This window comes from Thermus parvatiensis (genome assembly GCF_001535545.1).
Lineage (GTDB): Bacteria > Deinococcota > Deinococci > Deinococcales > Thermaceae > Thermus > Thermus parvatiensis.
The window spans coordinates 1338257-1361313 of the sequence record NZ_CP014141.1 but is presented as its reverse complement, the minus strand read 5'-3'; the positions used below and the strand labels follow the sequence as shown (position 1 = coordinate 1361313).

At 64.5% G+C, this 23057-nt stretch carries 21 protein-coding genes and 4 pseudogenes; 9 read left to right on the top strand and 16 right to left on the bottom strand.

Annotated elements, in window-relative coordinates:
* Window positions 1–16: 16 nt before the first annotated feature.
* The 12 genes and pseudogenes from AV541_RS07420 to AV541_RS13140 all read right to left on the bottom strand — a co-directional run bounded on the left by AV541_RS07420 (window position 17) and on the right by AV541_RS13140 (window position 12839).
* Window positions 17–2475, bottom strand: a pseudogene (locus AV541_RS07420) (Wzz/FepE/Etk N-terminal domain-containing protein).
* A 17-nt stretch (window positions 2476–2492) separates the two neighbouring features.
* On the bottom strand, window positions 2493–3116 hold the full coding sequence (locus AV541_RS13410) for an exopolysaccharide biosynthesis polyprenyl glycosylphosphotransferase (protein WP_338064767.1): 624 nt from the start codon (window positions 3114–3116) through the stop codon (window positions 2493–2495).
* Window positions 3029–3832, bottom strand: a complete 804-nt coding sequence (locus AV541_RS13405) for a nucleoside-diphosphate sugar epimerase/dehydratase (protein WP_338064761.1) — start codon at window positions 3830–3832, stop codon at window positions 3029–3031. Before AV541_RS13405 ends, AV541_RS13410 begins: the two co-directional genes overlap by 88 nt.
* 117 nt (window positions 3833–3949) lie before the next feature.
* On the bottom strand, window positions 3950–5074 hold the full coding sequence (locus AV541_RS07410; RefSeq protein WP_060384615.1) for a glycosyltransferase family 4 protein: 1125 nt from the start codon (window positions 5072–5074) through the stop codon (window positions 3950–3952).
* 9 nt (window positions 5075–5083) lie between these two features.
* The gene (locus AV541_RS11175) at window positions 5084–6013 is read right to left on the bottom strand and encodes a glycosyltransferase family 4 protein (RefSeq protein ID WP_476756169.1); all 930 of its coding nucleotides are present in this window, start codon (window positions 6011–6013) and stop codon (window positions 5084–5086) included.
* Window positions 6014–6072: 59 nt separating this feature from the next.
* A complete protein-coding gene (locus tag AV541_RS11435) occupies window positions 6073–6513 on the bottom strand; it encodes a hypothetical protein (RefSeq protein ID WP_156423370.1) in 441 nt (146 codons plus the stop codon).
* Window positions 6514–6542: 29 nt separating this feature from the next.
* Window positions 6543–7379: a hypothetical protein gene (locus tag AV541_RS11430; RefSeq protein ID WP_156423369.1), complete on the bottom strand. Its 837-nt coding sequence runs from the start codon at window positions 7377–7379 to the stop codon at window positions 6543–6545.
* 1 nt (window position 7380) lies between these two features.
* Window positions 7381–8208, bottom strand: a complete 828-nt coding sequence (locus tag AV541_RS07405) for a glycosyltransferase family 2 protein (RefSeq protein ID WP_156423368.1) — start codon at window positions 8206–8208, stop codon at window positions 7381–7383.
* Window positions 8187–9071 carry a glycosyltransferase family 2 protein gene (locus AV541_RS07400; protein ID WP_060384614.1) on the bottom strand — a complete coding sequence of 295 codons (885 nt, stop codon included), beginning with the start codon at window positions 9069–9071 and terminating at the stop codon, window positions 8187–8189. The genes AV541_RS07405 and AV541_RS07400 overlap by 22 nt, the downstream gene beginning before the upstream one ends.
* On the bottom strand, window positions 9064–10182 hold the full coding sequence (glf, locus tag AV541_RS07395) for a UDP-galactopyranose mutase (protein WP_060384613.1): 1119 nt from the start codon (window positions 10180–10182) through the stop codon (window positions 9064–9066). Before glf ends, AV541_RS07400 begins: the two co-directional genes overlap by 8 nt.
* Window positions 10172–11461 carry a flippase gene (locus AV541_RS07390; RefSeq protein WP_060384612.1) on the bottom strand — a complete coding sequence of 430 codons (1290 nt, stop codon included), beginning with the start codon at window positions 11459–11461 and terminating at the stop codon, window positions 10172–10174. Before AV541_RS07390 ends, glf begins: the two co-directional genes overlap by 11 nt.
* Window positions 11462–11466: 5 nt before the next feature.
* Window positions 11467–12839: pseudogene (locus AV541_RS13140) on the bottom strand (phosphoglucomutase/phosphomannomutase family protein).
* Window positions 12840–13015: 176 nt separating this feature from the next.
* Here AV541_RS13140 and AV541_RS07380 point away from each other — a divergent pair.
* Together AV541_RS07380 and AV541_RS07375 are read left to right on the top strand one after the other, a co-directional pair.
* Window positions 13016–13348 (top strand): hypothetical protein, encoded by a 333-nt coding sequence (locus tag AV541_RS07380; protein ID WP_420855373.1) that lies wholly within the window; start codon window positions 13016–13018, stop codon window positions 13346–13348.
* Between the two features lie 14 nt (window positions 13349–13362).
* Window positions 13363–13857, top strand: coding sequence for a hypothetical protein (locus AV541_RS07375; RefSeq protein ID WP_038035261.1), 495 nt, complete (start codon window positions 13363–13365; stop codon window positions 13855–13857).
* Here AV541_RS07375 and AV541_RS07370 read toward each other — a convergent pair.
* The gene (locus AV541_RS07370; RefSeq protein ID WP_008632047.1) at window positions 13854–14450 is read right to left on the bottom strand and encodes a hypothetical protein; all 597 of its coding nucleotides are present in this window, start codon (window positions 14448–14450) and stop codon (window positions 13854–13856) included. The genes AV541_RS07375 and AV541_RS07370 overlap by 4 nt on opposite strands.
* Before the next feature lie 73 nt (window positions 14451–14523).
* Here AV541_RS07370 and AV541_RS07365 point away from each other — a divergent pair, with 73 nt between their 5' ends.
* The 5 genes and pseudogenes from AV541_RS07365 to AV541_RS07345 all read left to right on the top strand — a co-directional run bounded on the left by AV541_RS07365 (window position 14524) and on the right by AV541_RS07345 (window position 18097).
* A complete protein-coding gene (locus tag AV541_RS07365; protein ID WP_060384611.1) occupies window positions 14524–15576 on the top strand; it encodes an Mrp/NBP35 family ATP-binding protein in 1053 nt (350 codons plus the stop codon).
* 1 nt (window position 15577) lies between these two features.
* Window positions 15578–16182, top strand: a pseudogene (locus tag AV541_RS07360) (helix-turn-helix transcriptional regulator).
* 3 nt (window positions 16183–16185) lie between these two features.
* Window positions 16186–16950, top strand: a complete 765-nt coding sequence (locus tag AV541_RS07355) for a 50S ribosomal protein L11 methyltransferase (protein ID WP_060384610.1) — start codon at window positions 16186–16188, stop codon at window positions 16948–16950.
* Window positions 16951–16952: 2 nt separating this feature from the next.
* The gene (locus AV541_RS07350; RefSeq protein ID WP_060384609.1) at window positions 16953–17639 is read left to right on the top strand and encodes a 16S rRNA (uracil(1498)-N(3))-methyltransferase; all 687 of its coding nucleotides are present in this window, start codon (window positions 16953–16955) and stop codon (window positions 17637–17639) included.
* Between the two features lie 29 nt (window positions 17640–17668).
* The gene (locus tag AV541_RS07345; RefSeq protein ID WP_038035265.1) at window positions 17669–18097 is read left to right on the top strand and encodes a hypothetical protein; all 429 of its coding nucleotides are present in this window, start codon (window positions 17669–17671) and stop codon (window positions 18095–18097) included.
* Here the strand turns inward: AV541_RS07345 and AV541_RS07340 are convergent.
* Entirely contained in the window at window positions 18011–18913 is a 903-nt protein-coding gene (locus tag AV541_RS07340; protein WP_081481456.1) for an AEC family transporter, read from the bottom strand. The genes AV541_RS07345 and AV541_RS07340 overlap by 87 nt on opposite strands.
* A gap of 9 nt (window positions 18914–18922) precedes the next feature.
* Here AV541_RS07340 and AV541_RS07335 point away from each other — a divergent pair, with 9 nt between their 5' ends.
* Window positions 18923–19744, top strand: coding sequence for a Rossmann-fold NAD(P)-binding domain-containing protein (locus AV541_RS07335; RefSeq protein WP_141607724.1), 822 nt, complete (start codon window positions 18923–18925; stop codon window positions 19742–19744).
* Window positions 19745–19746: 2 nt separating this feature from the next.
* On the opposite strand, the gene AV541_RS07330 is transcribed toward AV541_RS07335, so the two are convergent.
* The gene (locus tag AV541_RS07330; protein ID WP_060384608.1) at window positions 19747–20655 is read right to left on the bottom strand and encodes an NADPH:quinone oxidoreductase family protein; all 909 of its coding nucleotides are present in this window, start codon (window positions 20653–20655) and stop codon (window positions 19747–19749) included.
* Window positions 20656–20740: 85 nt separating this feature from the next.
* Between AV541_RS07330 and AV541_RS07325 the strand changes: the two genes are divergently transcribed.
* On the top strand, window positions 20741–21778 hold the full coding sequence (locus AV541_RS07325; RefSeq protein ID WP_060384607.1) for an LLM class flavin-dependent oxidoreductase: 1038 nt from the start codon (window positions 20741–20743) through the stop codon (window positions 21776–21778).
* A gap of 227 nt (window positions 21779–22005) precedes the next feature.
* Here the strand turns inward: AV541_RS07325 and sat are convergent.
* Window positions 22006–23057 (bottom strand): annotated as a pseudogene (gene sat / locus AV541_RS07320) (sulfate adenylyltransferase).

Here is a 23057-nt window from a genome sequence, read left to right as displayed (position 1 = left end):
CAGTCGCGCGCCCGGTTCATGCGCTTCCCCCGGAAGGGGCCTCCTGGGGCCTTAGGGCCTCGGCCACGAAGGCGGCCATCACCCCGAGCATCAGGCCCAAGGCCACCGCCAGGGCGAAGAGGAGGCCCCGCCTGGGCGCCACTTTCTCGTAGACGGGGTAAGCGGGGGCCAGGATGGAGGCCCAGGCCTCCTGGCTGCTGGCGATCTGGATTTCCAGGTCCGTGCGCTTCTGGGCCAGGGCCAGGTAGGCGTTCTTGGCGAGCTCCAGGGCCTGGCTTAGGGTGTCCTGCTCCACCTGAGCCCGGGCCACCCGGTCCTTGAGGACGTTGATACGGGCGTCCACCTGGGCGATGCGGGCCTGAAGGGCCGCCTTCCTGGCAAGAAGCCTCGCCTCCTCCGCCTGGGCGTCTATGAGGGCCGAGCGCAGGCGCTGGTACTCGGGGTTGGGGTTATCAAAGGCGAGGTCCTGGGCGGTGAGGGTGGCGATCTGGTCGTAGCGGGACCGGAGGGCCTCGTAGGCGGCCTTCTTGGTGTTGTACTCCAGGGTGATGGCCTCCTTCTCCCGCTCCTGAAGGGCGATCTGGGCCCGGCGCTCCTGGATGCGGCGGTCGTACTCGGCCAGGTTGCGGGTGAGGGCCGCCTTCTCCGCCTCCAGGGCCGCGATCTCCGCCTGGAGCCCCACCACCTGGTCCCGGTAGCGGAGGACGTCGGGGCTCACCTCCCGGAGGCGGTCCTTGGGCCTCGAGGCCATCTGCTTGAGGGTCTCGGCGTAGCGGTAGACGGCGTTGTACACGTCCCGGGCCACGTCCAGCTCCGTCAGCAGCCGGGCCCGCCTCGCCTCCTCCTCCGCCACCCGCGCCTGCAGGTCTTCCACCTGGGGAAGTAGCTTCCCCTCCTCCTCCCGCAAGGCCCGCTCCTCCCGGTCCAAAGCCGCCAGGTCCGCCCGCAGGTCCAAGGCGGTGGAGAGGAGCTTCTGGTGGGTGGGGTTGAGCTCCTGGTTTTTGAGCTTGAGGCCCACCAGGGCCTGGAGGTCGCCTCCGCGGGCGATGACGGCGGCCACCGCGGGGTCGGCCACGATCTCCCGCTCCAGGGCGAGGAGCTTGGGCTCTTTGGCCAGCTCGGCTTCCACGGCTTGGAGTCTGGTCTGCAAGACCGCCCTTTCCGTGGGGATCTTTTCCAGCCGCTGCCGGATCCCCGCCACCCGGTCGGCGAAGCCCCCAAGCTGCTGCTTGAGCACCGAGAGTTGGCTCTCCTTCTGGTAGGCCTGCCAGGCCGCCTCCGCCTGCTTGAGCCGGGCGTCCGCCTCCCTCAGGCGCTCGGCCACCAGGGCCTGGGCCTCCTCCACCGTGAGCCCGGCCACCAGGTTCTCCACGGAAAGGCCGGGGATCTCCGCCTTGTACTGGGCGAAGCGGCTTTGCGCCTCGGCGAGCTGGGTCCGCTTCACCGCCAGGTCCTTCTCCAGGGCGACGAGCCGGGCCTGGGCCGAGGCGTAGCCTTCCGTGTAGGCGGAAAGCTCCGCCTGCCACACGGGGATGCGCTCCCGTCCCTTGAAGGTCTCGAGGGCCTTGGCCGCCGCCAGATAGGCCTGCCGGGCCTTCTCCGTCTCTCCCTTCAGGGCGGCCTGGGCCTCCTGGAGGCGCTTGCCGATGATGGCGAGCTGCTCGGGGCTCGTGTTCAGGGGCACGAGCCGGGCCTGGCGGTCCGCCTCCCGGCTTAGGGCCTCTATCCGCCCCCGCACCGCCGAAAGGTCCCGCTCCAGGCCGGAAAGCTCCTGGTCCAGGCTCACCCGCTCCCCGGTCTTGGCCTCCAGCTCCGCCTTGTCCTGGGGGAGGGTGGTGGCCTTCTGGAAGGCCTCCCACCTCGCCTGGGCCTCCCGGTAGGCCTTCTCCGCGGGGGGTAGCTGCTCCTCGAGGGCCAGGAGGCTCGCCTTAAGGCGCTGCAGGGGGATCTCGTTCACCTTGCGCTTCACCGCCTCCACCCAGAGGTTCGCCGCCTTAGCCGCCACTTGGGGGTCGGGAGCCTTGACGGTGAAGGTCGCCACGATGGGGGGCACCTGGTTGGGGTTCGCCGCCTGGACCTTGGGGGAGATGTCCTTCACCTGGAGGTCCCGGAGCATCCGCTCCACGCCCCTGAGGTTCCCCTGGTCCTGCCAGCGGGTGGGAAGCCTCCCCTCTTGCCTTAGCACCTCCCACACCCCCCTACCACCTCCTCGGAGAGGGCCAGGGCCTTTAGGCCCTCAAAGGTGATGGGGGTGGCCTGCTGCACCTGGATCCTCTGCTCCAGCTGGGCCTGCACCTGCACCGGGGCCACGCTTAGGGTAGCGGTGGAGGCGTAGGTGGGCTCGGCGATGAAAAAGCCGTAGATGAGGGCCACCGCGCCGAAGAGGAGGGGGAAGGTCCAAAGGTAGACGCGGTGCCGCTTTAAAACCTCCACGATGTCCCGTAGGGTGATTTCCTCCTGGGGTGCTTCCATCATACGCGCTCCACTTTACCCTAGTACGCTCCCTTCCGCGTGAGCACCACCCACACCGTCCGGGCCAGGATGTAGAGGTCAAGCCAAAGGGACCAGTTGCGGATGTAGTAGATGTCCAGATTCACACGTTCCTGATAGGTGGTGTCGTTGCGCCCCGAGACCTGCCAAAGCCCAGTCATGCCTGGCTTTACTTTGATATAAAGGGCAAATTTTTCGCCGTACTTTATCACCTCATCCTGAACAATCGGCCGGGGTCCCACGAGGCTCATTTCCCCTCGCAGCACGTTCCAAAGTTGAGGCAGCTCGTCCAAGCTTGTTTGGCGCAGTATCCGTCCTATCCGTGTCACGCGAGGATCGCTCCGAAGTTTTTGATCTCGTTCCCATTCTTCGCGTAGTTCAGGGTGTTTCTCTAGATATTCCTTGAGAACCTTGTCGGCATCCTTCACCATGGAACGAAATTTCCAAGCTTTGAACCGCCGTCCGTTCTGGCCAATCCGCGTGTGGCCGTACAGTACAGGACCTGGCGAGTCCAATTTGATAAGGATAGCGATTAGTGCTAGAAAAGGTAAAAGTAACAGACCCCCAATGAGGGAAAGGCCAACGTCAATGATGCGTTTCGCAAGGCGCGGTCCCGGTAGTAGCAGCTGCTGGCGTACCTCGAGCCCCAGTATCCCCCGAGGTCCTTTGTTGTAACCCAAAGGTTGGAAAAGCCAAAGAGGTCGGGGATTAGGACTAGGTGAGGGAACGCGTGACCGTGTTGCTCTAAGACTTCCAGCAGCTTGGCCCGCGGCACCCCCGGCATCGCCACGATGGCGTGTCGCACCCTCAGTTCGCGTGCCAGCGCCGGAGCCAGATCCAGGCCACCAAGTACGGGTACGCCTTCCATTACCCCCTGTTTTTCCGGATCATCGTCCAAAACGGCCACCGGCTTCAGGCCTAGTCCCGGTTGCCGCTTGAGCGTCTGCACCACCATGCGTCCGGTTTCCCCGGCCCCGAGCACCACGGCCGGATAGCCCCACCACTTTCTGTGGGCAAAAAGGTGGCGCGTGAGGGCACGGCTTAGAGGCACCAGGACTACCGAGAGTGCCCATGCACCAAGGAAGGTTGCCCGCGAGTAGGTATCCCCTACCTTGAATAAGAAGGTTGCCGCGCCGAGTACGAGGTAGACCAGCGTCGTCGTGAGCGTAAGTTGGCGCAGCTCTTCTGCCGGGGCTTTTCCTATACCGGGGTAGAGACCCATGAGGGCGTAAGCCAACACAAAAAGCCCGATTACCGGCCAAAGCGACACGTAGAGGGCTGGGTTGAAGCTGCCGTCCCAAAGAAACCGGACCCCTACGGAGAGCCCTCCGGCTAAAACCAAAGCCCCTAAGTCCGAAGCTAAAAGAAGGAGTACGGTGAGTAGGGGGCGAGTGGTTACGTTGATGGGGCGAACGATGGTTTGGGTACGTGGCCTCGCCTGCATACTGGTGTTATGCTACTACCGGACCCCACGAACCCTTGTGAATTTTGCCCATTCGCGTTCTACCAGTTCCGCGAATTCGTGTTGAAAGCGTTTTTTTGAAAAACGTTCGGCGTTTTGGCGGAGGCGTTCAGGGTCAAACTGGTATTCCCCCGATTCAAACGCGCGTACGGTTGCAAGCAGGCTCTCCACGGTTTGCTCTTGGAAAAAGAGTCCCGTTTCCCCGTGGAGTACTGTTTCGGTCACGCCGCCCCTGCCGTAGGCGATGACTGGAGCTCCCGCGGCTTGGGCCTCCACCGGCGTGATGCCGAAATCTTCGTCCGCTGCGAAGACAAAAGCCTTGCAGCGCTCCATATAGTCCTTGACTACGGTGTCGGGCTGGTAGCCGAGCAGTTGAACGTTAGGACCAGCGATACGCTTCACCTTGTTAAAGTCCGGTCCGTCACCGATCACCACTAGCGGAAGCCCCAATCGGGTGAAGGCTTCTACGATTAGATCTATTTTTTTGTAAGGCACAAAGCGTGACACCGTGAGGTAGAAGTCCTCTCTTTGGCCCTTCGGCGTGAAGCGATCCACGTCCACAGGTGGGTAGATCACTTGTGCTTCACGTCGGTACATCTTCCAAATACGTTGAGCTACATAGTGGGAGTTGGCCACGAACACGTCCACTCGGTTTGAACTTGCCACATCCCAAAGCCGAATGTAGTGTAGGATTGCCCGAGCGATGGTACTTTTTAAACCGCGCTCTATGCCCGCCTCTTTGAGATATTGAAACTGCAGGTCCCAAGCGTAGCGGATGGGCGTGTGAACGTAGCTGATGTGAAGCTGATCCGCACGGGTGAGCACACCCTTGGCTACCGCATGGGAACTTGAGATCACCACATCGTAACCGCTCAAATCGAACTGCTCAATCGCAAGGGGCATTAGAGGAAGGTACGCCCTGTACTTTTCCCGCCCCTTAGGCAAGCGCTCGATAAACGAGGTATGCACAGGGTGCTCCGCAATCCGCGAGCCCTTAAAGCTTTCTTGCTGGTAGACCAGCGTGTAAATGGGCGCAGTAGGATAGAGCTCTAGCGCCGCCTCCAGGACCTTTTCTGCACCAGCGTATGCAGTAAGCCAGTCGTGAACGAAAGCGACAAGCATAACCCAAAACTACCCTTCCTGAGCTGCTTCTTGTAGAACTTTCCACGTGAGCTCGGCGGTCTTATCCCAGGAGAACTGCTTGGCGCGCTTAAGCCCCTTGCGCCGAAGCTCTTTTCGCAAGGAACTATCTTCAACCACTCGCCGAACACCCCAGGCAATCGATTCAACGTCGTAAGGGTCTACCAGCACCGCCGCATCCCCCACCACCTCCGGCAGCGAAGTGACGCTCGAGGTGACCACAGGAGTACCGCAGGCCATGGCTTCTAGAGCGGGCAGACCAAACCCTTCATACAGGGACGGGAGAATCAACGCTAAAGCCCCCCGATAATAAGCGGGGAGTAATTCATCGGGAATAGTCCCCGCAAAAACGACATGTTTCTCAAGACCAAGCTCTTGAATAAGGCCCCGCACCCGCGCACTCGGGGTTCCCGTACAAACCAACCGCACCTCCCCTAGAAGCCCCGAGCGAGCAAAGGCCTCCAGGAGGCGGTTGAAGTTCTTGTGCGGCTTCGTGTTCCCTACGTAAAACACATAGGGATACCCGGGTTCATATCGTTTTCCCTGAGGAGAAAACTCCGGCCCCACGCCGTTGCCAACCACCACCACCTTTTCCTCAGGCAATCCAGCCCACTCCAAAATCTCCTGCTTGGAGAACTCTGAAACGGTCAGCACTCGGTAAGCCCTAGCAGTGGCTGGCCGCACTACAAAGTGATAATAAGCGCGCTTACGCGGGTTCGTTTCCTCCGGGAAGCGCACGTGAATCAAGTCGTGGATCGTGAAAACGAGGGGAACCGGACTCCAAAGAGGGGGGTTGAACCCAGGGCTAAAGTATACGCGAGGGCGCACGCGTAGCAACAACGTGCTTAGCCAGATCGCCTCGAAGGGATGCAGGAGCGATAAGCTACCTGGGAGCGGACTAACGTGAGAAAGACGGGCTATAACCTCGCGAGCAAAGCGACCGATACCGTGCAAACCAATCCAACGTGTGTCAGCCAGAATCATCTGCGTCCTCTCACCCACTCTCGCGTTGCGAGAGCGATAGCTATGGGTAACCAGATAATTGAGTTGTAAGTTAAACTGAGGAACATCCCAGCAAAAGCAAATGCTAGGGTGAGGGTAAGAAGGGTGTTTCTCTGCACCGCAACAAACTGGCAGTTACCTCCACCCCAGAGGCCACGCAGCACAATAACCACATAACATAAAACGCTTAGTATTCCCCAAATGCCGCCTATTAGGAAAAGTTCTAAATATGTGTTGTGAGCCACGTTGTCTATTCCAACATACTCAAAAATCACACGATCTGTCTGGTAGGCTCCAACTCCTACAGTCCAGTTCTGAAGAGCAAGCGTTAGCGCTGCTTTTGCCAAAAGGGCGCGCGTTTCTGCTGAGGACAAGTGTTCAGCGGAGCTTGCACTGTTCCCTGAAACAAGGATAATCAAACCATCCCAGACTTCAGCAAACCGCCGACCTAAGTATTCACTGACGCTCGGGGAGCCCAAACATGCAGAACAAAACCCATAACTGAGACAACAAGAATAAGAACCGCCACGTTCACAAGGGCTCTAGCAAAACCTCTTCTTCCATTTAATGCCCGAACAACTGGATTGGCGATTATCAGCAGCACTGCTAAAATTAAGCCCATGCGAGAGAAAGTTCCGATAATTCCAAGGAGAATCACGCTAACCACGACAAATCGACGCCACGCTGTTGAAACATAAGACAGAGCAAATGCAAGCCCAATAACCAACATCAATGCCTGAAAATTAGGATCAAATTTTAACCCAACACCACGATATAACCCAACACCAGCCTCTCTGAATTGGAGGTGCTCTTCTGGAACGGTAAGAAAGGGGAAAACACCTACCGCCTGCAACACAGTGATTAGCGCGGTGATTACAGAAAAGGTAAGCCACGTATACGCCAGCCTGCGAAAACCCTTCTCGCCGTTCAAGGTCAATGCCGTGTACAACACTGTTGCACCTGCAAAACCTATCAGTATAACAATGAATGCAGATCCAGCCTCAGGCGGCAAATATGCGTTTGCCAAAAAAGCTATGGTATAGGAAACCAGGAGAGCAAGTGCGAACAAGACCATATACCTGCTCACACGTATGCGCCCCATTAGGATTGCAGAGAATGGATAAAGAACAGCAGCTAAAGCCTTTTGCAAAGTAATCGGAATATTGCCAATTGAGAACAGCGAAACCTCAACAAATTGAGCGACAACAAACACGACAATTGCGATCCAGATCCCTAAATCGGCCAACTTCGTGGCAGAGCCCGTCTTTACTCTTTTGATAACCACCCTAGGAGCCTCCCCCCAATACCGCCCAGTAGTACCGGGCTTTGTCCACCTTCCCCATTGAGAGAGACAGCAAGACGCCCCCCAACGGACGAAGCCAATAGTAGGCCACAAACCAAAAAGGGTAACCATGCTTGCGCAAAACCCTCCCCAGACCCAAAGCATAGCGATAAGCGGTTGTAGGTGTGGGTTCTTTGTTCGGGTGGACCACCCAAAGGTTGGGGTCATAGAAAATGCGAAAGCCGGCTTCTAAAGCCCGAATCAGGTAGTCCGTTTCTTCTCCGGAACCCCAGGGGGTGCCCGCACCAACCCCCAGGTCTTCGTCGAAGGGGCCCACCGCGGTCACCACCTCCCTCCGGAGGAACATGGTACAGGATATGCCTCTGCGCCAAACATTGTAGCGGTTCACCGCGCCTTCCTTGTTATCCCATCTCCCGCTGCTTGGAAGGCCGTTGGCGTCCACCAAGCGTCCTGTTAAGCCGTGCCATTCGGGATGTTCGTTGAACCAGCGAGCCACTCTCTCTAGAAGGTTCGGTGGATAGAGGCAGTCGTCGTCGGGGAAGGCGATAATGTCGCCGCTGGCGTGTTTGAGCCCCACGTTGCGCGCCCGCGAAAGGCCTTTGTCGGAACGTAGATGAAGAATGGGGAAATGCTTTTGGAATCTCCGTGTGAGAGGCACAAGGCGTTCGTCCTTGTTTTGATCCACAATGATTAGTTCAAAATTTGGATAACTTTGCCTGACCAAAGACTGAAGGAAGCGCTCTAGCTCCGTTGTACGCTCTATGGTACACAAGATCAAGGAGATCTTTTTTAATTTCTGGGCGCTTTCCATAATCCGTCTTTTGCTCCGAGCAAAACCACTTTCCAAGCGTTTGGAGAAAAGCTGTTAACCTTGAGGAACTGCCTTATGTCGATAAGCAAGCGAAGCCCTAGTTTAGCCTTTTCTTTGGGAGACCAAGCCTGGCTCTTTGTCAGCATCCAAATCTTGTTCCTTACCTCGTAATAAAAACGGTCAGGGGAGCTGGTGTGCAACGGGGTGTATTTTTTCTTTGTGTGATGAGCCACCTCACTCTGAGGTACCCAAAAACCTTTTTCTCGTCTAAGGATGCGAGCAGTATATTCTACGTCATCGTTCCAGATGAAGTAATCTTTTATGGGGAAGCCATAGGCTTCTACTACCCATCGGGCAACGAGTAATGAAACAAAAGAAGCGGAACGGATAGGGAGAGCCCTCATCTCTAGGGCTTCAACAAGCAACTCCCCGTCCGACACGTGCGGTGTAGGGGTGTTCATAGGGTGAAGGGATCCGTCTGTCCATCGCACTAGGCTGGCCAGGAGAGCCGTCCGGCCTAGGCGCTTCTCAAAAACCCGCGCAGCTTCCAGCAGGGCCTCGAGGGCCTTAGCCCTGGGGATGGTGTCGTCGTCCATGAGCCACAGCCAGTCAAAGCCCTGCTCGTAGGCCCGCTTCATCCCCTCGTGGAACCCCCCGGCCCCGCCCTGGTTTTCGGGGAGGCGGAGGACCTCCACCTGGGGAAACTCTTCCTGGAGCATCTCTGGGGTGCCGTCGGTGGAGGCGTTGTCCACCACCAGGACGTGGTCCGGGGGGCGGGTCTGGGCAAGCACCGCCTCCAGGCATTCCTTGAGGAGAGCCTTCCGGTTATAGGTCACGATCACCGCGCAAACCCGCTCACCCATGGGCGATCTCCTCAAAGAGCTTCAAAGCCCTGGCCACCGCCTGGTCCATGTTGTAGTAGCGGTAGTCGCCGAGCCTTCCTGCGAAGTAGACGCCCTTAAGCTTCTTGGCCTCCTCCAGGTAGAGCCGGTAGCGTTCCTCGTTCTCCTCCCTGGGGACGGGGTAGTAGGGCTCGTTTTTGCCCGGGGTGTAGGCCTCGGGGTACTCGTAGCAGAGGGTGGAGTGGGGGAGGTAGTCCTGCCCCGTGAGGTGCTTGAACTCCGTGACCCGGGTGTAGGGGTGCTCGTTGGGGTAGTTCACCGTACCCACCTCCTGGGCCCAGGGACCGGGGTGGAGTTCCATCCGGAAGCGGAGGGAGCGGTAGGGGAGGGGCCCGTGGAGGTAGCCGAAGAACTCGTCCAGGGGCCCGGTGAAGATGAGGTGCGCAAACTTGACCTCCCCTTCCACCTCCTTCCAGTCGGTTTGGAGGAGGAGCTTGATGTTGGGGTGGGCGAGCATCCTGCGGAAGAGGGCGGTGTAGCCCTCCTTGGGCATGGCCTGGTAGGCGTCCTGGAAGTAGCGGGTGTCGTGGCTCACCAGGACGGGGACCCGAGCGGTCACGGAAGGGGAGAGTTCCTCGGGGCGCAGGCCCCACTGCTTGAGGGTGTAGCCTTCAAAGACGTTTTTGTAGACATAGTCGGCGAGGAAGCGGAGGTCGGGGTCCTCTTCTTCCCGGAGGCGGAGGATGGGGACGCGGGCGCCGTAGCCGAAGCGGGCGATGAGCTTTTCTTCCAGGCGGTCGGCGAGCCTTGGGGAGAAGAGGGCGCGGAGGGTGGCGAGGCTGAAGGGGAGGGGGACCTTCTTGCCCTCCACCACGGCGCGGACGCGGTGGTAATAGGGCCGCCACTCGGTGAAGCGGGAGAGGTAGTCAAAGACCTTTTTGCTGTTGGTGTGGAAGATGTGGGGTCCGTAGCGGTGGACGAGGACCCCGTGGGGGTCCGTTTCGTCGTAGGCGTTGCCCCCGATGTGGTCCCTCCTGTCCACCACCAGAACCCGTTTGCCTGCGGCGGCGAGCCTTTCCGCCAAGGTGGCCCCGGTGAAGCCCGCGCCCACGATCAGGTAGTCAACCCTCATATGGCCTCCAGGGCAGCCGGCCTCTCCACCACAGATAGGCTAACACGGCCCCGGTCACCCAGGCTTCGGATAGGACCACTACCCAGGCCATTCCCAGGGCACCATAGCGGGGCACCACGAGGAGGGCTAGAGCGACGTTCAAAAGCCCAGCGGCAAAGATGATGGCGTTGAAAGGGCGGTCCATCTTCTGGGCCAGCATCCATTGGATGCCAAGGAAGTTGGAGAGGGCAACCAAGGGAAGCAGCCAGGCCAGGATCCGCATCAAGGGTACTGCCCCTTCATATCCGGGTCCCAAGAGCAGTCGTACCAAGAGGGGGGAAGCGTAAGTCAGAACTCCTGCCGCGGCAAGGCCCAGCAGGAGCATCATGCCGCCCACCCGTTGAGCGAGCCAGGTGGCTTCTCTCGGGCTCTTCTCCAGAAGGTGGGAGAAGCGGGGAAGAAAGAGCCGATTGAAGGGTTCCCACATGGGGATCAAGGCCTTGGTGAGCTTTTCCGCCCCCGCATAAAGGGCTACCTGGGCGGGGGGAAGGAAAAGCCCCACCAAGAGCACGTTGGCCGTGGTGTACAGGCTCACCACCGCACGAAAGAAAAAAAGGCCAAAGCCCCGTTTGAGCCAGGTCCAGGCCTCTCCGAACCGGGGCCAGCGCAACCCCACCCAAGACGCCGCCCACGCGAGGCCCACGAAACCTACCGCCAAGGACGCGAGGGCTTGGAGGTAGAGGGGCCAGGCCACCTGCGCCGGGGAGCGCACGAGGAAGAAGACACCGAGCGTGGCCAGAAGGCGGACGAAAAACTCCATGAGGGCCACCGCCCCCATGCGTTCCATGCCTTGAAAGAACCATACCGGGCTCAAGCTTATTCCCAAGGCGAGAAGAAAGCCTCCCCAAATCAGGCCGGACTCGCCCTGCAGGGGGGGGAAAAGGTAAAGGGCGAGCAGGGCAATTCCTGCCGCCGGCAAGGAAAGGAGTGCGCGGGCTCCCAAGACCCCGCCCAGGATGCTTTGGAGGGCTTCCGGCCGGTCCCGCCACCTGGCCACCTCCCGGGTAGCGGAGAGGGAGAAGCCATACTCCAGGACGATGTAGAGGTACTGGGAGAGGGCCTGGGCCAGGGCGAGCTTGCCGAACCCCTCGGGTCCCAGGACGCGGGCCAAGTAGGGCAACGTGACGAGAGGGAAAAGGTAGTTGGCCGCCTGGACGGCGTAGAGGTAGAAGAGGTTGCGCAGGGTGGGGCTTTGCCACGCCCTTCCCACCTTGGCCCAGAGGCGAGGGGTGAGGCCCACGGACGCTAGCCCTCCACGAGCTTCCGCGCCTCCTCCAGAAGCGCCCGGACGAGCTCGGGGCTTTGGGCCTCCACGTAGATCCGCACCACGGGCTCCGTGCCCGAGGCCCGGAAGAGGACCCAGGCCTCCTCGTAAAGCCACTTCACCCCGTCCAGGGTGTCCACCCCCTTGGGGGTGAGGCCGGCCAGGGGGCGGGGTTCGCGGAAGGGGGTGAGGTCCAGGGGGGCCTTTAAGGGGAGGTCCAGGCGGTCGTAGGCGTGGGTGAGGCCCGCGAGGGCCTCCACCTCCTTGAACTGCGCGGCCAGGTCCTTCCCCGTGGCGGCCACGCTCTCCAGGAGAAGGAGGCTTGTGAGGATCCCGTCCCGCTCGGGCAGGTGCTCGGGGTACCCCACGCCCCCGGACTCCTCGCCGCCGATGAAACAATCTCCTTTAAGAAACTCCTCCTTGATCCACTTGAAGCCCACCGGGGTGGTGGTGACCCCAAAGCCAAGCCTCTCCCCCAGCCGGTCCAGAAGCCAGCTCACGGCGAAGTTCTTCACCGCCCGGCCCCTATGGCCCTTGCGGAAGCGGTAGAGGGCCAGGGTGGTGAGGACCTGGTGGGGGTTGAAAAAGACCCCACCGGGGAGGACCACCCCCACCCGGTCCGCGTCCCCGTCCGTGGCCACGGCGAAGCTCGGGGGGTCTCGGGGCCCAGCACCGCCAGGGTCACCCCCAGGTTCTTGGGGATGGGCTCGGGGTTCACCCCGTGGAAGAGGGGGTGGGGCTCCTCCCGGATGGGCCTTACGGGGATCTCCAGGCCCGCGTGGCGGAGGAAGCCCTTGAGGAAGCCTGCCCCCGCCCCGCCCATGCTGTCGTGGTAGAGGACGCCGGAAAAGCCGGAGAGGGCCTTCAGGTCCAGGTGGGCCTTTAGGGCCTCAAAGTAGGCCTCCCGCAGGTCCAGGGTCTCGTAGGCCCCCTCCAGGGCCCGGGCCTCCTCGGGGACCAGGGCCTCGATGGCCTTGGCCTCCTCCTGGGCGATGGGCCCCCCGGTGGCGTCCTTGAACTTCACCCCGAGGTACTGGGGCGGGTTGTGGCTCGCGGTGAGCATGGCCCCGCCCGCCGCCTTGAGGTGGCGCACGGCGAAGGAGAGGAGGGGGGTGGGGACGGGCCCCTTTAGGAGGACCACCTTTAGGCCCATCCCCGCGAGGTGGCCCGAAAGGGCCCGGGCGAAGGCGTCCGCAAGGAAGCGGGTGTCGTGCCCCACCACCACGAGCCCGCCGCCCCGCTCCAGGAGGTGGCGGCCGTAGGCCTCGGCCAGGCGGTGGAGGGTGGCGAAGGTGAACTCCCGGGCGATGACCCCGCGGAAGCCTTCGGTGCCGAAGCGGATGGGCGCGCTCATCGGACGGTGAGTATACCACGAGCCCCCTAAAGGGGGATGGAGTAGCATGGAGATATGCCGGAAGACCGGCTTTTAGAGCGGCTAGAGAAGCTGGAAGGGATCGTGGAGGCCACGGTCCAGATGCTTCCCCCCCTGATCCAGGATCTTTCCCGGCGCATTGATGGGCTCAGGGGGAGATGCAGGGGATGGAAGCCAAGCTGGAGGGGCGGATCCAGCAGGCAGAGGCTAAGCTACAAGGGCAAATCCAACAGGTAGAGGCCAAGCTGGAAGAGCGGATCCAGCAGGTAGAGGCCAAGCTGCAAGGGCAAATCCAGCAGGTGGAAACCAAGCTGGAAGGCCGGATTCAGCAGGTGGAGGCCAAGCTGGAAGGGCAGATCCAGGAGGTGAAAAACCGCTTGGAGAGCCTACGCCAGGAGGTGAAGGCCGAGATCAACACCGCTTTCAACAAGACCATGCTCCTCTTCACCCTCATCGGGGTGGCCCTGGCCCTCTTTTCCCTGCTGCGCTAAGCAGGTTAGGTAAAATGGGTCCGATGACCCGTTGGTTGGTTCTCGCCCTGTCCCTTTTGGGCCTGGCCCTGGCCCAGGACTGGCGCCTCTACGAGAGCCGGAGCCACACCGAGGCGGGGCCTGGCCCCTGGCGCTACACCCTAAGCCCCAAGACAAAGGAGGCCCAGGAGCTTTGGCGCAGGCTCTCCGAGCAGTACCGGGACCACCTGCGGGCGGGGTACCGGGTGGACCTCGGGGGGTGGCGGGTGTACTTCCGGGGCGGGGTGCTCTGGCTTGCGCCCCACTGCCCCAAGGCGGACAACCCCGCCTGCTTCACCTTCGGGGCCCTCCCCGTGGAGAAGGCGCGGCAGGACCGCTTCCTCCTGGAGCTCGGGGCCCTCCTCGAGGAGGGCCTTGGGCGGGTCCGGGCCACGGGGGGAAGCCTCACCCTAAGCCGCCTCTTCCGGGTGGAGGTGGCCCGGGGCGCCTCGCCCCCTTACCGGGCGGCGCCTTCCGGCTGGAGGCCTTAGGCGGCCTCGAGGCTGTAGAGGTAGTAGCGGGTCTCCCCCAGGACGAAGAAGGCCTCCTCCAGGGCGAGGCCCTCTATGGGGGTTTCCGGGGGGACGGAAAGGCGGAAGCTCCCCACGGCGATCCCCTCCCCGTCCACGGCCAGGGGCCCCTCGGCGAGGAGGGCGCTTTCCGCCTCGGGGTCGTTGAGGGGGGTGGCGTGGAGGCGCACCCGCTTCCCCTCGAGGCTTTTCAGGGCGTTCTTGGGGTCGGCGAAGGGGGCGCGGAAGAGGAGGCGCTCCTCCACCTCCGCCACCTCTCCCAATAGGGCGTACCGGTCCAGAGGGAGGAGGGCCTTGCCCCGTTCCAGGAGGAGGAGGAAGCGGGCCTTGTCCTCCTCGGAGAGGAGGACGGGGGCCTTGTTCCGGCCCACCCGCTCGTCCTGGTCCAGGCGCCCCTTCTCCACAAGGGCCCGGGCGGCCTCCAGGGCCTCCTCCCGGGTGGCGTAGAGGCTATAGGGGTTGATCTTGAAGAGGAGGTCGTAGCCCCTAGGCCCCTGGACGAGCCAGGCGAGGTGGAGCTCAAAGAAGCGTCGCTTGCGCCACTCGGGGTACACGAGACGAGTATACCCGGCCTTTGTGCCTTTCGCCCTTGCCCAAAACTATCCTGGGGTATACTCTAGGCCCGGTATGGCGCTTACGGAAGAGCGGGTCCTCGAGGCCCTCCGCACCGTGATGGACCCCGAGCTCGGCAAGGACCTCGTCTCCTTGGGCATGGTGGGCGAGGTCCGCGTAGAGGGGGGGCGGGTGGACCTCCTGGTGAACCTCACCACCCCCGCCTGCCCTTTAAAAGGCCAGATTGAGGCGGACATTAAGCGGGCCCTCGCCCCCTTGGGGGCGGAGGAGGTGCGGGTGCGTTTTGGCGGGGGCGTGCGTCCCCCCGAGCGCTACGCCCTCCCCGGGGTCAAGCACGTGGTGGCCGTGGCCTCGGGCAAGGGCGGGGTGGGGAAGAGCACCGTGACCGCCAACCTGGCCCTGGCCTTAAGCCGGGAAGGGGCCAAGGTGGGCCTTTTGGACGCCGACCTTTACGGGCCGAGCCAGGCAAAGATGTTCGGCCTCGAGGGCATGCGCCTCAAGGTGGACCAGGACCGCAGGATCCTCCCCTTGGAGGCCCACGGGATCAAGGTCCTCTCCATCGCCAACATCGTCCCCCCGGGGCAGGCCTTGGCCTGGCGGGGGCCCATCCTCCACGGCACCCTGAAGCAGTTCCTGCAGGACGTGAACTGGGGGGAGCTGGACTACCTGGTGGTGGACCTCCCCCCGGGGACGGGGGACGTGCAGCTCAGCCTTTCCCAGCTCACCCAGGTCTCGGGCGGGGTCATCGTCACCACGCCGCAGGAGGTGGCCCTCATTGACGCTGAGCGGGCGGCGGACATGTTCCGGAAGCTCCAGGTCCCGGTCCTCGGCGTCCTGGAGAACATGAGCGCCTTCCTCTGCCCCCACTGCGGCAAGCCCACCCCCATCTTCGGGGAAGGGGGCGGGAAGCGCCTGGCGGAAAGGCTCCAAACCCGCTTTCTGGGGGAAGTTCCCCTCACCCTGGCCTTGCGGGAAAGCGGTGACAAGGGCGTGCCCATCCTGGTCCAGGACCCGGAAGGGGAGGAGGCCCAGGCCTTCCTCAGGGCGGCCCGGGAGCTCGCCGCTGCCCTAAGCGTCCAGACCTTCCTCACCCTGCCCATGGTCTAGCATGGCGCTTCTTTTAGAGGGCACCAAGGAACGGGTTTTGGACCTCCTCCGCGCCCGGCCCCGCACCGCCAAGGAGGTGGCGGAGGCTTTGGGGATAAGCCGCACCGCTGCCCAGAAGCACCTTCAGGACCTGGAGGCTAAGGGGCTCGTGGCCTCGGAGGTACGGAGGTGTCCGGGCCGGGGCAGGCCCTACCGGCTTTGGCGGGCCCTGGACCCCGAGGCCCCCTACGCCGCCCTCTGCGGGGACGTCCTCAAGGGCCTGGAGGCTGCCTTGGGGCGGGAGGGGGTGGTGCGGGTCCTGTTGGAGCGGAACCGGGCCCTCCTCGCCCCCTTGGGCCTCGAGGGGCTTCCCGTGCGGGCGCGGCTTGAGCGCCTCGCGGCTTTCCTTCGGGAAAGGGGGTACGAGGCGGAGGTGGTGGAGGAGGAGGGGGCCCTCTACCTCTGCCAGCGCCGATGTCCCAAGCTCGCCCTCTCCAAGGAGCACGAGGCCCTCTGCCAAAGCGAGCTTCTGGCCTACGAGGAGGCCTTGGGCCTCCCCCTGGCGCGGGAGGAGCGGATCGCCGAGGGGGGAGGTGCTGCCGCTACCGGGTGAAGCCAGTATCCTGAGGCGTGTGGGTTTACCGGCTTAAGGGCACCCTCGAGGCCTTGGACCCCATCCTCCCCGGGCTCTTTGACCGGGGGGCGCGGGGGCTTTGGGAGCGGGAGGGGGAGGTCTGGGCCTTCTTCCCCGCCCCCGTGGACCTCCCCTACGAGGGGGTGTGGGAGGAGGTGGGCGACGAGGACTGGCTCGAGGCCTGGCGGCGCGACCTTAAGCCCGCCCTGGCCCCGCCCTTCGTGGTCCTCGCCCCCTGGCACACCTGGGAGGGGGCGGAGATCCCCTTGGTCATTGAGCCCGGCATGGCCTTCGGCACCGGGCACCACGAGACCACCCGCCTCGCCCTAAAGGCCCTCGCCCGCCACCTCCGCCCCGGGGACAAGGTCCTGGACCTGGGCACGGGAAGCGGTGTCCTCGCCATCGCCGCCGAGAAGCTCGGGGGGAAGGCCCTGGGGGTGGACATTGACCCAATGGTCCTCCCCCAGGCGGAGGCGAACGCCAAGCGGAACGGGGTGCGCCCCCGCTTTTTGGAGGGAAGCCTCGAGGCCGCCCTCCCCTTCGGCCCCTTTGACCTCCTGGTGGCGAACCTCTACGCCGAGCTCCACGCCGAGCTCGCCTCCCGCTACGCCGAGGCCCTCGCCCCCGGGGGGCGGGCCCTCCTCACGGGGATCCTCAAGGACCGGGCCCCCCTGGTGCGCGAGGCCATGGCGGGGGCGGGGTTCAGGCCCTTGGAGGAGGAGGCGGAAGGGGAATGGGTCCTCCTGGCCTATGGGAGGTGAGCGTGCGGCCCCACCGCGCCTTTAGCCCCGGCCTCACGGGGGTCCTCCCCTTGCGGGAGACCCGGCACCTGGTGGAGGTCCTGAGGGCCCGGGTGGGGGACCGGTTCACCGTCTTTGACGGGGAGCGGGAGGCCCTGGCCGAGGTGGTGGACCTGGGCCCCCCCTTGCGCTACCGCGTCCTGGAGGAGCGGAGGCCCGAGAGGGAGGTGGGGGTGGAGGTGGTCCTTTACGTGGCCCTCCTCAAGGGGGATAAGCTTTCCGAGGTGGTGCGCTCGGCCACAGAGCTCGGGGCCACCCGGATCCAGCCCCTCATCACCCGGCACTCCGTCCCCAAGGAGATGGGGGAGGGGAAGCTTAGGCGCCTCCGGGCCATCGCCCTCGAGGCGGCGAAGCAGTCGGGGCGGGTGGTGGTCCCCGAGATCCTTCCCCCCATTCCCCTAAAGGCGGTGCCCGAGGTGGCCCAGGGCCTTGTGGCCCACGTGGGGGCCACCGCCCGGGTGCGGGAGGTCCTGGACCCGGAAAAGCCCCTCGCCCTCGCCGTGGGGCCGGAAGGGGGCTTCGCCGAGGAGGAGGTGGACTTTTTGGAGGCCCGGGGGTTTACCCCGGTCACCTTGGGCAGGCGCATCCTCCGGGCGGAGACGGCCGCTTTGGCCCTCCTCGCCCTCTGCACCGCGGGGGAGGGGCGGTGAGGGTCCTTCCGGCCCCGGGCGGGCCGGCAATGGCTTGGGTGGCGCTCCTCCTTCTTCTCGCCGGGTGCCGCTACACCTTCCTCCCCCTAGACCCCGGCAGGCCCCCGCCCCCCGAGCGCCCCTTCGTGGTGGCCCGGCTTCTTGCCGAAGGGGAAAGGGCGCGGCTTTCCCTCCGGGTGGAAAGGCTGGATGCTCCCGGCTACCTCCTTCTCCGGTGGTACCGGGAGGAAACCCTCCTCCAGGAGAAGGCCCTTTTCTTGGAAGCGCCTGGCACCTACGAGGCCTTCTTCCCCTTGGGGGAGGGGTACCACCGGCTTTTAGGGCTTTGGGGGGGGCGGGCGCTTTTCCAGCTGGACCTGGGCACCCCAAGCCTACCGGACCCCGATGAGGAAAAGGACCAGGGGAACGGTGAGGAAGGCCAGGAAGGTGGAGACCACCACGCTGCGGGCCACCCTTAGGGCGTCCCCTCCGAACTCCTTGGTCATGAGGAAGGCGTTCACCGCCACCGGGGTGGCCGACTGGAGGACCAGCACCTGGTGTTCCAGGGCCGGTAGCCCCAGGAGGAGGCCCACCCCATAGGCGATGAGGGGGGCAAGCAGGAGCCGTAGCCCGCTGGCCACCCCCTCAAAGGCCCCGATCTGGAAGGGGGTTTTGGCCATCTGCATTCCCAGGGTGAGGAGGAGGACGGGGATGGCCGCCTGGCCCATGAGCCGCACCCCCTCGTCCAGGCGGAAGGGAAGGGCGATGCCTAGGGCCTTGAAGAAGAGGCCCAAGAAAAGGGCGTAGAAGAGGGGAAGGCGCAGGGTGAAAAGGAGGCCTTCCCTAAAGCCACCCCCCCGGATGAAGGCCGGGCCCAGGCCGAACATGACCACGCTGGAGAGGATGAAGTAGACCACCGCCCGCCTTAAGCCTTCCTCCCCCAGGGCGAAGAAGGTGAGGGAGAGGCCCATGTTGCCGGAGTTGGGGAAGAGGCTACACACCAAAAGCCCCTTGGCGGCCTCGGGGAAGAGGCCAAGGAGCCGCCCCGCCCCCAGGATGAGGAGGTAGAGGAGGGCGTAGGTGAGGGCGAAGCCCAGGGTGAGGCCTAAAAGGCCCTCGCGGGAGTATTCCGCCCGGTACATGGCGTCAAAGATGAGGGCTGGCACCAGGAGGTAAAGGGTGAGGCGGCTTAGGGTGGTGAGGTCCATGGCCACCCGCCGCCCAAGGAGGTACCCGGAGAGGACCACCAGGGCCACCGGAACCACGGTGTTGAGGAGGGCCTGCATGTGGGGCATTCTATGGGCATGGACTATGTAAGGTTGGCGGAGGCCCTCAAGGGGGTGCTCCTAAGGGGGGCGGAGGCCCCCAGGAGGCAGACCCTTTCCCTGCCGCAGGGGCAGTTTCTGGTCATGCCGGCGACGGACGGGGAGGTGGCGGTGTGCAAGCTGGTGACGGTGGAGGCCCACCGGGAGCCGCGGGTGCAGGCGGAGGTGTGGGCCAAGCGCCTGGACACCGGGGAGGTCGTCCACCTGCCGGGGGAGGTCTTCACCCGCTGGCGCACCGCCGCCCTTTCCCTGCTGGCGGCCAGGCTCCTGGCCCCCAGGAAGGAGGGGGCGCTTTTGTTGGTGGGCCCTGGGGCGCAAGGGGAGGCCCACCTCGAGGCCTTCCACCAGGGCCTTGCCCTCACCCGGGTGTGGGTGCGGGGACGAAGGCGGGAGCGGGTGGAGGCGCTGTTGCAGAAGGCCAGGGCCCTGGGCCTAGAGGCTGAGGAATGGACGGGGGAGAGGGTGCCTTCCGAGGTGGCCTTCGTGGTCACCGCCACCCCAAGCCCCACCCCCGTTCTCCCTGAGGAGGTGCCGGAAGGGGCCTTCATCGCCGCCGTGGGGAGCTTCCGCCCGGAGATGCGCGAGGTGCCGGAGGCCTTGGTGAAAAGGGCGGCGGTCTATTGCGACACCGAGGACGCCCTCTGGGAAGCCGGGGAGCTCCAGGGCTTGGCCAAGCCGGTGGTCCCCCTGCGGGAGGCGCTTTTAGGGCGGAGGGCCGAGGGGGACCCGGTTCTCTTCAAGAGCGTGGGCCACGCCCTCTTTGACCTGGCGGCGGTGCGGGTCTATTGGGGCCTGGGCTAACCTCAAAGCCGCACCACCACCTTCCCCGTGTGCCCCCGGTCCAGGAGGGCCCGGAAGGCGGCCTCCGCCTCGGCGAAGGGGAAGACGGGGCCCACCACGGGCCTAAGCTCCCGCCCGAGCCTGGGGAGGAGGAAGCCCAGGGCCTCCTCCACCAGGGCGGCCTCCCGCAGGAGGGGGGTGAGCCAGAAGCCGAGGACGGCCAGGTTGCGGCGCATGAGGCGGAGGGGCGGGATGGGGGCCACCTCCCCCTCGGCGGCCCCGATGTAGACGAGCCTCCCCCCGTGGGCGAGGAGGCCGAGGCTTTCCTCCACCTCCTTGCCCCGCACCTCTAGCACCAGGTCCAGCCCGCCCCAGGCCTTGGCCCTTTCCGGCACCTCGGGGTAGGTCACGGCCTCCTCGGCCCCCAGGGCGAGGGGGAGGGCGAGCTTCTCGGGCCTCGAGGCCGCCGCTACCACCCTGAGCCCTAAGGCCCTAGCCACCTGCACCGCCGCCGTGCCCAGGGCCCCCGCCGCCGCCTGGACCAGGACCTTTTCCCCGGGCCGGGCCTGGGCCCGCTTCAGGGCCAGGTAGGCGGTGAGGAAGGAAACTGGGTAAGCGGCGGCCTCCTCGGGGGAGAGCCCCTCGGGCACGGGGAGGAGGGCCTCCTTGGGGACGATGACCCGCTCGGCGAGGCCGCCTTGGGGGAGTAGAGCGGCGTAGCGCCTCCCCTCCACCACCCCCACCACCTCCATCCCCGGGATGAAGGGCGGGTGGGGCCGGGTGAGGTAGGCCCCTAGGCGCATCAGATGGTCGGCGAAGTTGAGGCCCACCGCCTCTACCCGGAGGACCACCTCCCCTTCCTTGGCCTCGGGCTCGGGCAGGTCCACGAGCTCCAGGGGGCCGCCAAGCCGCTTCAGCACCCAGGCCTTCATGGGGAGAGTCTACCCTTTTGCGCGCCCGGGCGAAAGGATGGTCCAACGCACTTTAGGAAATAAAGTTCAGGCCTACCCTTAAACCATGGAGCTCGGCCTCTATACTTTTGGCGAGCGCACCCTGGACCCCGACCTGGGCCGCCCCCCCACCGCCGAGGAACGGCTAAAGCGCCTTTTGGAAGAGGCGGAGCTTGCGGAGGCGGTGGGGCTTGGGGTCTACGCCGTGGGGGAGCACCACCGGGAGGAGTACGTGGTCTCGGCCCCGGCGGTGGTCCTTGCGGCCATCGCCGCCCGCACGAAAAGGATCCGCCTCTCAAGCGCCGTGGTGGTCCTCTCCTCCGACGACCCCATCCGGGTCTTCCAGCAGTTTGCCACCCTGGACCTCCTTTCCGGGGGGCGGGCGGAGCTCATGGTGGGCCGGGGCTCCTTTATAGAGTCCTTCCCCCTTTTCGGCTACGACCTCAGGGACTACGAGGCCCTTTTTGAGGAGAAGCTCGCCCTTCTCCTCAAGATCCGCGAGGAGGAAAAAGTCTACTGGCCCGGGGGGCGCTTCACAAAGCCCATCCCCGGCCTTGGGGTCTACCCCAGGCCCAAGCAGAACCCCTTGCCCCTCTGGGTGGCGGCGGGGGGGAGCCCGGAGTCGGCGGTGCGGGCCGGGCGGCTTGGGCTTCCTTTGGTCCTCGGCATCATCGCCGGAAGCCCCAAGCGCTTCCTCCCCTTCGTGGAGCTTTACCGGAAGACCGCCCAGGAGCACGGCCACACCCCAAGGCTTGCCCTGGCTGCCCATGGCTTCCTGGCCGAGGACGATAGTGAGGCTTTTCGCCTGGCCCTTCCCGCCTTCCTCCAGGTGATGAACAAGATCGGGCGGGAACGGGGGTGGCGGCCCCTTACCCCGGAGTACTTCGCCTGGTCCAGGACCCTCGAGGGGGCCGACTTCATCGGCGACCCCGAGCGGGTGGCGGAGAAGGTCCTTTACTGGCACGAGCTCTTCCGCCCGGAAAGGCTTCTTCTGCAGCTCACCGTGGGCACCCTGCCCCACGCCCGGGTTCTGAAGGCCATTGAGCTTCTGGGCACCGAGGTCCTCCCCCGGGTGCGGCGGGCCCTGGTGGCCCAGGAGGCCTAGGGCCACGCCGAGGGCCTGCGCCAAGGGGAGGAGGACCAATAGGCCCCAAGGGAAGGGGAAAGGGCCTTTGTGCCATCGCTCGGAGGAGCTGGCGCAGGAGGCCTCCCCGGGCCAGGGCCATGGGCTCCAGGGTTCCCAGTTGCGCCTCTCAACGGGGTAAAAGGAAAAACGGGTACCAAAAAAGCCCGGCATGGGGGGAGCCCCGCGCCGGGCTTTGGGGCCTAGGGTCAGGCCACCCCTTGGCGGAGGATGGGGAGGAGCTCGGGGCGCACCAGCTCGGGGGTGGGGCCTTCCCCTCCCGGAGGAGGGCCCGGACCCGGGTCATGCTGATGGAGAGGCGCTTCTCCCGGTGCCCCTCGGGGCAGGTTCTCTCGGAGGCGATGCCGCCGCAAAGGGGACAAAAGAAGACCGCCCCCACCCGGATGATCTCTATGCCCAGGGGCGGAAGCTCGTCAAAGATGCGGTGGGCGGCGTAGGGATCGTAGAAATCCCCCACCCCGGCGTGGTCCCGGCCCACCAGGAAGTGCGTGGCCCCAAAGTTCTTGCGCACCAAGGCGTGGAAGACCGCTTCCTTGGGGCCGGCGTAGCGCATGGGGGTGGCGAGGCCGAAGAGGGCCACCCGTTCCTTGGGCAAGAACCCCTCCAGGAGGGCCTGGTACGCTCTCACGATCACCTCCGTGGGGAAGTCGTCGGCCTTCTTGGCCCCCAGGATGGGGTGGACGAGGACCCCGTCGGCCAGTTCCAGGCCGAGCCTTATGAGGTACTCATGGGCCCGGTGGGGGGCGTTGCGGGTCTGGAAGGCCACCACTTTTCTCCAGCCCCGCTCCCGGAAGAAGGCCCGGACCTCCTCCGGGGTCTTCTCCAGGAGCCCTCGAGGCCGGGGCTTTAAGACCTCCACCCTCCCTCCCAGGACGTAGGGCCCCTTGGCGTAGAGCCGGGCCACCCCGGGGTGGGCCTCGCTTTCCGTGCCGAAGACCTTTTGCGCCAGGGCCCTTAGGTCTAGCTCGTAGGCATCGGTCACATGGAGGAGGGCCACGCGTTCCCTTCCGTGCACCAGGGCCACGGTATCCCCCGGACCCACCTTGGGCCTTTCCCGGAACTGGAGGAGGATGGGGATCGTCCAGACCTCCCCCGTGGGCAGGCGCATCTCCTGGGCCACGGAGAGGGCCTCTTCCCGGGTCATGAAGCCCCGCACGGGGTGGAAGGCCCCCGTGGCCAGGTTTTCCAGGTCCAGCCTTTCGTCCTCGCCGATCGCCAAAGCGGGAAGGGTTTCCACCAT

Bases quoted from the DNA above. Each gene is read 5' to 3' on its own strand.
- AV541_RS07410 (WP_060384615.1), bottom strand. From the start codon at position 5,074: ATGCTTGTCGCTTTCGTTCACGACTGGCTTACTGCATACGCTGGTGCA.
- AV541_RS07405 (WP_156423368.1), bottom strand. From the start codon at position 8,208: ATGGAAAGCGCCCAGAAATTAAAAAAGATCTCCTTGATCTTGTGTACC.
- AV541_RS07400 (WP_060384614.1), bottom strand. From the start codon at position 9,071: ATGGGTGAGCGGGTTTGCGCGGTGATCGTGACCTATAACCGGAAGGCT.
- glf (WP_060384613.1), bottom strand. From the start codon at position 10,182: ATGAGGGTTGACTACCTGATCGTGGGCGCGGGCTTCACCGGGGCCACC.
- AV541_RS07380 (WP_420855373.1), top strand. From the start codon at position 13,016: ATGCAGGGGATGGAAGCCAAGCTGGAGGGGCGGATCCAGCAGGCAGAG.
- AV541_RS07375 (WP_038035261.1), top strand. From the start codon at position 13,363: ATGGGTCCGATGACCCGTTGGTTGGTTCTCGCCCTGTCCCTTTTGGGC.
- AV541_RS07365 (WP_060384611.1), top strand. From the start codon at position 14,524: ATGGCGCTTACGGAAGAGCGGGTCCTCGAGGCCCTCCGCACCGTGATG.
- AV541_RS07345 (WP_038035265.1), top strand. From the start codon at position 17,669: ATGGCTTGGGTGGCGCTCCTCCTTCTTCTCGCCGGGTGCCGCTACACC.
- AV541_RS07340 (WP_081481456.1), bottom strand. From the start codon at position 18,913: ATGCCCCACATGCAGGCCCTCCTCAACACCGTGGTTCCGGTGGCCCTG.
- AV541_RS07335 (WP_141607724.1), top strand. From the start codon at position 18,923: ATGGACTATGTAAGGTTGGCGGAGGCCCTCAAGGGGGTGCTCCTAAGG.
- AV541_RS07330 (WP_060384608.1), bottom strand. From the start codon at position 20,655: ATGAAGGCCTGGGTGCTGAAGCGGCTTGGCGGCCCCCTGGAGCTCGTG.
- AV541_RS07325 (WP_060384607.1), top strand. From the start codon at position 20,741: ATGGAGCTCGGCCTCTATACTTTTGGCGAGCGCACCCTGGACCCCGAC.